This is a genomic window from Ferroacidibacillus organovorans (assembly GCF_001642725.1).
GTDB lineage: Bacteria > Bacillota > Bacilli > Alicyclobacillales > SLC66 > Ferroacidibacillus > Ferroacidibacillus organovorans.
Map to the genome: position 1 here is coordinate 1 of NZ_LSUQ01000096.1, position 6,243 is coordinate 6,243.

The following is a 6,243-nucleotide window of genomic DNA, read 5'->3' on the forward strand; positions in this document are numbered from 1 at the left end:
GTGCGGGCGCTCGTAAAGTTGCAGGCAAAAACGGCGCGCGTGATTCGCGACGGTCAAGAGATGGACATTCCCACAGAGCAGGTGGTGACAGGGGATGAGCTGCTCGTGCGGCCGGGGGAGAGCCTCCCGGTGGACGGGATCATCCTGTCGGGGCGGACGTCGATTGATGAATCGATGCTGACGGGAGAGAGCATGCCTGTGGCAAAAGAGGCGGGCAGTGCGGTGTTTGGCGCGACACTCAACAAGGAAGGCGCATTTCACATGCGGGCGACCAAGGTGGGGCGCGACACGGCGCTGGCGCAGATCATTCGCATGGTGGACGAGGCGCAGGGGTCGAAGGCGCCGATTCAACAGCTGGCAGACAAGGTGTCGGGGATCTTTGTGCCGATTGTGCTTGTTGTATCACTCGTGACGTTTATCGGGTGGTATTTTGCGGCCGGGTTCACGCACGCGCTGATCAATGCGGTGGCGGTTCTGGTCATCGCGTGCCCCTGTTCGCTTGGTCTTGCGACGCCGACGGCGATCATGGTGGGGACAGGAAAAGGCGCCGAGAATGGCATCCTGATCAAGGGCGGCGAAGCACTCGAACAGGCACATCGACTGACGGCGGTGATCCTTGACAAGACAGGGACGATTACGAGCGGTCGCCCGGAGGTGACAGACGTGGCTGCGCTGTCTGATCGCGTGTGGGAGCGGGATCTGCTCGCATTGGCAGCCTCTGTTGAGCGCGAGTCGGAGCATCCGCTGGGCGCGGCGATCGTTTCTCATGCGCAAGCGCAGGGTCTGATTTTGCCGACGGCGAAAGATACAACGGCCATTCCGGGTTATGGCGTGCGCGCAACGGTGGAGGGCATGCTCGTGTTGATTGGCAACCGTGCCTTCATGGAGCGCGAAGGCGTTGCACTGGAGGACGGGGCTGACAGACAGGCGATAGGCTTTGAAGCGATGGGCAAGACGGCGATGTGGGTGGCGCGCGATCGTGAGCTGCTCGGGATCATCGCGGTGGCGGATGGGGTCAGAGAGACGTCGCGGCAGGCGATCGCAGAGATGACTTCGCTCGGGCTTTCAGTGTACATGCTGACGGGAGATAACCACAAGACAGCACAGGCGATCGCCCAATCGGTGGGGATTGCGGCAGAGCGCGTTTTTGCGGAGGTGCTGCCTCAGCAAAAGGCGGAGATGGTCAAAAAGCTGCAAGGGGAAGGAAATGTGGTTGGCATGGTGGGCGACGGGATCAACGATGCCCCGGCGCTTGCCTCCGCAGAGATCGGTTTTGCCATCGGATCGGGTACGGACGTAGCGATTGAGACGGCGGACATCGCGCTTTTGCGCGGGGATCTGTTGAGCGTGGTCACCGCGATCCGTCTCTCGAACGCGACCATAAAAAAAATCCGGCAAAACCTCTTCTGGGCATTTGGCTACAATTCGCTCGGCGTTCCGCTGGCCGCACTCGGGTTCATCAGCCCGGTGATTGCCGGCGCCGCGATGGCGCTCAGTTCGGTGAGTGTTGTGAGCAACTCTCTGTTGTTGCGGCGTTTTCGCTCGACAGTGTGAGTTATGGCAGCGCGTTCGTAATGCGAATTCGGCGGCCAGCGTATTCTCGTGATACCATCGGGTGTGCGCACAGGAAAGCCATTTGAAGGGAGGTGAGGGAGATGGCGGTGGCAACGATTGAGGTGCAGGGGATGACCTGTCAGGGGTGTGTCAAATCGGTCACGAAGGCGCTGCAGGCGGTTGACGGGGTGACGTCGACGGACGTGAGTCTTGAGAAAAACCAGGCGACGGTGACCTATGAAGAAGGTAAAACAACGGTTTCGGATTTGAAGTTGGCGATTGAAGATGCCGGATATGATGTGGCGTAAGTGCAGTTTAAAACCGGAGTGGGCGTGCAGGTTCTCACGAATCTGTGCGCTCACGTTTTTTATGTCTGCCGATCCTGATTGTCTGATAAACTAGACGTAGTTTTACGATTGCGATGTGTGGCATGAAAAAGGGGCGGAGGAAAACGTATGAGCATTTTAAACCGGATTCGCACCATTTTGGCGGGCGAACGATATTGCTCTGATGAGCACTTGGAAGGTTATCACAGGATCGGGCAAGATGTGTACGTTCTTGAGATGGAGCTTTTGGACGCGACAGAGCCGCATGCAAAAGCCATTGCGCGCGCCGCGCGCTGTTTTCAAGTGATTGGGGATGCGCTTTTGCAGGATGCGCGGGAGGATGATCAGAAGCGCTCGGTGGCGAGCATCACGCATGAGCAGGCGGAGGTATTGTACGGAAGGATTCCTGATCTCATGGTTGCCGCCAGACAGGAGGCTGCGTTTGCGGGGAGTGCCCGCGTGAGTTTGCCGATTCGACTTGGGAAACGGGTAGAATCTGGCCATACTTGTCCGCTGGAGCCTTCATGCTAAGCCATCTTTCAATGACCTAGTTCAGGTAACTTGGTCAAATAACAGCATCCATCGCAGAAGATAGCCAAGTTAAAAATATTTATGCCAGATATCGATGTGGTTACTAATAAAGGCTTCCAAAGTTGTTCGTAGAACCAACACAGGTATGAAAGGTAGGTGTTTGTTTTCTCTGACCTTGTCAAACCAGTCCACAAAGCTCGAAATCGCCTTTCTATTCGTCACTAGGACGTAGTAATCAGGTTTATGAACCATCACTTTCAGCATTTCATCGTATATTTCCGTTCTCGTAATCTTAGTTTCTGGGTTCACTGAATACTTGCACTGCATGATGCATTTCATGGTAATTGACCTAGTCGGGAATATAGACAGCTTCGCTTCATACACGCCATCCCTGCCGCCGTCAGTTCCTTCCGGCAAAAAAATATGATTGCTAAAAAGGTCTAGGTTTTTCAAAACAACGTCGCGACAAAGTTCCTCGAAGGCTTGTCCTTGTGATGAATTGCCTGGTTGCATTTTTATCTTAGACCAGTCGATAACAATTTGTGGATGTTTCACCTGATTATATCGCGCTTCATCGATTGGCTGCTCGACGACCTGACTTGGATCGAATGTAAAATTAAGTCCGGTAGCCGAGGATCGTTGTAAGTTGTCGATGGTTACTTCGAAGAAGTTGTCACCCCTAATACATACGACAACAGACAAAGATTTAACATTTTCGGTTATAACCGGATCCTTGGAGCGTGAGTGAAAAACCATTAGGGTCGGCTTGATATTGGGCATAACCGCCTGCGCAGCAGGAGTACTAGCAGAAACTGATGGTGCTAAGGACTCGGCTCTGCAGGATGCGTAGTCGAGCACATCTCCATTTACGTCGTAGAGGACGCACGGGTTATTTCGAATCTCATCCAACAAGTCTGTCAAATCGAAACACCCCCAATTACATCATCTTCGGGGCGTGTGAGTGCGAACCAAAGGATCAACTGGTCTAGTTCATTGAAGTCAGGGTCATTCAGAGATGCATATACGTTGATAAGACAATCCACTACAATGCTTTCAATTCTCTCGATCACTCGGTCTGCAGAACCGTTTCCCCGTCCCTGCAATAATGAATCTCTGAGCCTAAGGTAGATGTCGAAGTCGTTTCGGAGCCAGACTCTTGCTTGCCCATAGGTGTATCCAGCTTCAGGAATATTCGGACCCGCCATTATAAGAGTTGCTCGGTCGAGCCATCCATATTTTCTAGAATCGTGTTCTTCCTTCAAAAGACTCTCAAGACATGTTAAATATCTTAAAAATCGCTGATCAGGAAACTCATAGCGTCGTGCGGATGCAAGTATGTCAAAAGCCCTCCTTACACGATTACTTATTGCTGAATCCATCACTGTGGTTTTCCTGAGATAGTCCCCCCATGGAGTCCCAACAGGAAATTTGTCACCAGTTAAGTCCACAGGAAATTTGACTGACCCACTCCCTATTCCATTGAAAAGGGTAGTTGCAGATGTTTTTGTATTCGCCGCATACGTGTGATGACCGAGATGATAGTCGTACAAACTACGATTGTCGATTAGGACTAAAATCGAATTGAGAGTTTCCTCGATTTTTCTCCGACCGTATGTCTTCGCACGCTCTGAATCGTTAGAATCAGCGAAAATCCGCTGTACAAATACCCACACCGGTTCATCCAACGGATTCCAGCCCACCTTGTCGACACCTGATATCTTCGAAAAATACTCAGTAACAATGTTGGGGCACTTATCAGAAGGCACGATTTTGACGTCGCCCAGATCGACTTCCGCATCCACTTGTAAGTTTTTTACTGGGGCGGCTAACAACCACTCGTCTAGCTTAATTGGAGTCTTGTAGTGGTTAGTCCACTGACTATTTCGTCCTGGCAACGACACTTCCATGAAATCGTGAAACGTCCGATTAAGATCTTTGGCTTCGCTAAAAAAACCAGCACTAAGGCGAAGCAGTGCATCGTGACCATACTTGTGAAGGAATGGACGTGGAGACTCCTGATCCGGAAGGTAACTATTGTCAACATCCGCATGTTGTACGACCTTTTCAACAAGAAGTAAAATATCGTTGAAAATCTCTTCAATAAAATCAGAAACATATTTTTGCAGTCCAATGAAATTCTCACGGACTACTAACTCTATAAGTTCTTGTATCTTTAATGGCGGGATTTTTATCGTATTTAAACGGTCTTTGACACCTGCTAGAAGCTTCTGGATAATTTTGTTCGATTCATCAAACCTTTTTCCCATTCGAGTATGATACACAACATCTCTGCAAACCGAGTCCACAATTTCCACGAGAACCTTGTGTACGAAGGGTTCTCCCCCTTCGGAAACAGCATGTTTCGCCGCTTGCGAAGCCAAATCATCACGGAGGAATTCATGGGACTTTTCAACCCAAGATTCGGCATATCTTGCACTCCATGTGTCACAGTATCCCGTACAGAGCAATCGATCCCTAACAGCTAAGATGGAATGAAACAACGTTCGACCGTAGAGTGTCCTTCGTTCCTTTGTGTGAGTTGACGTAAAGTTCAGCAAATTATACGAATCATGAGCATCAATTACTTGTTTTAAAGTTAGTGTCTGCTTCGGTTTAGTTTCCTCTTCTTCTATTTTCTGATCCTGCGACGCAGGGTTTTCATAACTCGTGGATAGATCTTTAAGAAAATAGGACAGATACGCTTCCAAGACTTGAACTGTTGTAGGAAAGTCGAAATCCTTAGTGTAGGATTTAATGACCGCTTCAACGCTTCCTTCAAATTTTCTACCAAATTTTTCATCCAGAATTTTCATCCAATGAAGTGTGTCGCTACTGAGGTGTCCGTTTGATAGGCTGATACTCCTGCGGATTAATTGCTGCGATACAGCCATATCAAAATCCCTCAAAAACATCGTGATAATGCGCAAGGTCTCTTCTGAGTAGTCCAAGCTTGCAAATTTCATCGTTTTTGTCCTTTTAAACATGACAATCCCCCATACTCGCCAAATATCCTTCACTGCTCACAACAGTGATTATAATGCTGCTCCTTCATGATATCCTCGCGTAGCAGTAAAGTCCGATTGCATGACCTTCCACTATCTTGGCACAATTTCGACTGCACTTTTTAGACAACGAGATATCACTGTATTGCGAACCCATACCGACGATAAAAGTCGACCGCATCGTGCTCCGTCTCAGCAGTTAATTCGGGGGGGATTCTCCAACTTCAAGAGTTTATCAATCATTCGTCGATCGATACCACAGTTACGCTTGTGCTCATCGACCGCAATGTGAAGAATTTCGGCAGAGACTCCTTCGCCTTTGAATCCAATGATACCTAACGCCAAGCCATTGTTATTCATGAAAACATACAGTTTCGCATTGTCTTGCGATTACACTTGCTCCAAAATATTGCTGAGCTTTTTATCCGTAGCGGAACTGACTGTATTCTACAACAACTGTTTTACCCGCTCAATGGGTGTGACGTTATTCCTGTGATTAACCAACGTCAAAAACAACACCCCTTTCCTTAGCAACCAAGTCTTTTCTGTCGCAAAACTGCCCGAAATCTGAACAATCCTATCACATTTTCACGATTTGTTTGAGCGTATAACGGCAGGTTCCAATCAGAATCTTACGGTGCCTCGTACCACTTGTCAGCGCTCATCCTCGACATTCAATCCCAATTCCTGTGCCAGTTTTTCTCGACCCATCGCCGTGACAACAATGGATCGTCGGACGGGACCTCTGCGGATCCAGTCTAGTTCCAACAGGCGTTTTGTCACCGCTAGCGCGATAGGTCCCGCCATGTGATGAACCCGTTCGGTCCAAT

General features: G+C 49.5%; 5 protein-coding genes. 3 read left to right on the forward strand and 2 right to left on the reverse strand.

All coding sequences use genetic code 11. From position 1 onward, the window contains the following. The 3 genes from AYW79_RS14975 to AYW79_RS14985 all read left to right on the forward strand — a co-directional run. Positions 1–1,554 (forward strand): copper-translocating P-type ATPase (locus AYW79_RS14975; protein ID WP_156493917.1); only part of this gene is annotated, 1,554 nt, incomplete at its 5' end. Positions 1,555–1,655: 101 nt separating this feature from the next. After that, the gene (locus AYW79_RS14980; protein ID WP_067564963.1) at positions 1,656–1,862 is read left to right on the forward strand and encodes a heavy-metal-associated domain-containing protein; all 207 of its coding nucleotides are present in this window, start codon (positions 1,656–1,658) and stop codon (positions 1,860–1,862) included. A 147-nt stretch (positions 1,863–2,009) separates the two neighbouring features. Next, a complete protein-coding gene (locus tag AYW79_RS14985) occupies positions 2,010–2,411 on the forward strand; it encodes a hypothetical protein (protein ID WP_067567605.1) in 402 nt (133 codons plus the stop codon). Between the two features lie 69 nt (positions 2,412–2,480). Here AYW79_RS14985 and AYW79_RS14990 read toward each other — a convergent pair whose 3' ends face one another. After that, the gene (locus tag AYW79_RS14990) at positions 2,481–3,332 is read right to left on the reverse strand and encodes a hypothetical protein (protein ID WP_067567608.1); all 852 of its coding nucleotides are present in this window, start codon (positions 3,330–3,332) and stop codon (positions 2,481–2,483) included. Continuing rightward, positions 3,329–5,395 (reverse strand): hypothetical protein, encoded by a 2,067-nt coding sequence (locus AYW79_RS14995; protein WP_156481737.1) that lies wholly within the window; start codon positions 5,393–5,395, stop codon positions 3,329–3,331. Before AYW79_RS14995 ends, AYW79_RS14990 begins: the two co-directional genes overlap by 4 nt. Between the last annotated feature and the right edge of the window lie 848 nt (positions 5,396–6,243).

Bases quoted from the DNA above. Each gene is read 5' to 3' on its own strand.
- AYW79_RS14985 (WP_067567605.1), top strand. From the start codon at position 2,010: ATGAGCATTTTAAACCGGATTCGCACCATTTTGGCGGGCGAACGATAT.
- AYW79_RS14995 (WP_156481737.1), bottom strand. From the start codon at position 5,395: ATGTTTAAAAGGACAAAAACGATGAAATTTGCAAGCTTGGACTACTCA.
- AYW79_RS14980 (WP_067564963.1), top strand. From the start codon at position 1,656: ATGGCGGTGGCAACGATTGAGGTGCAGGGGATGACCTGTCAGGGGTGT.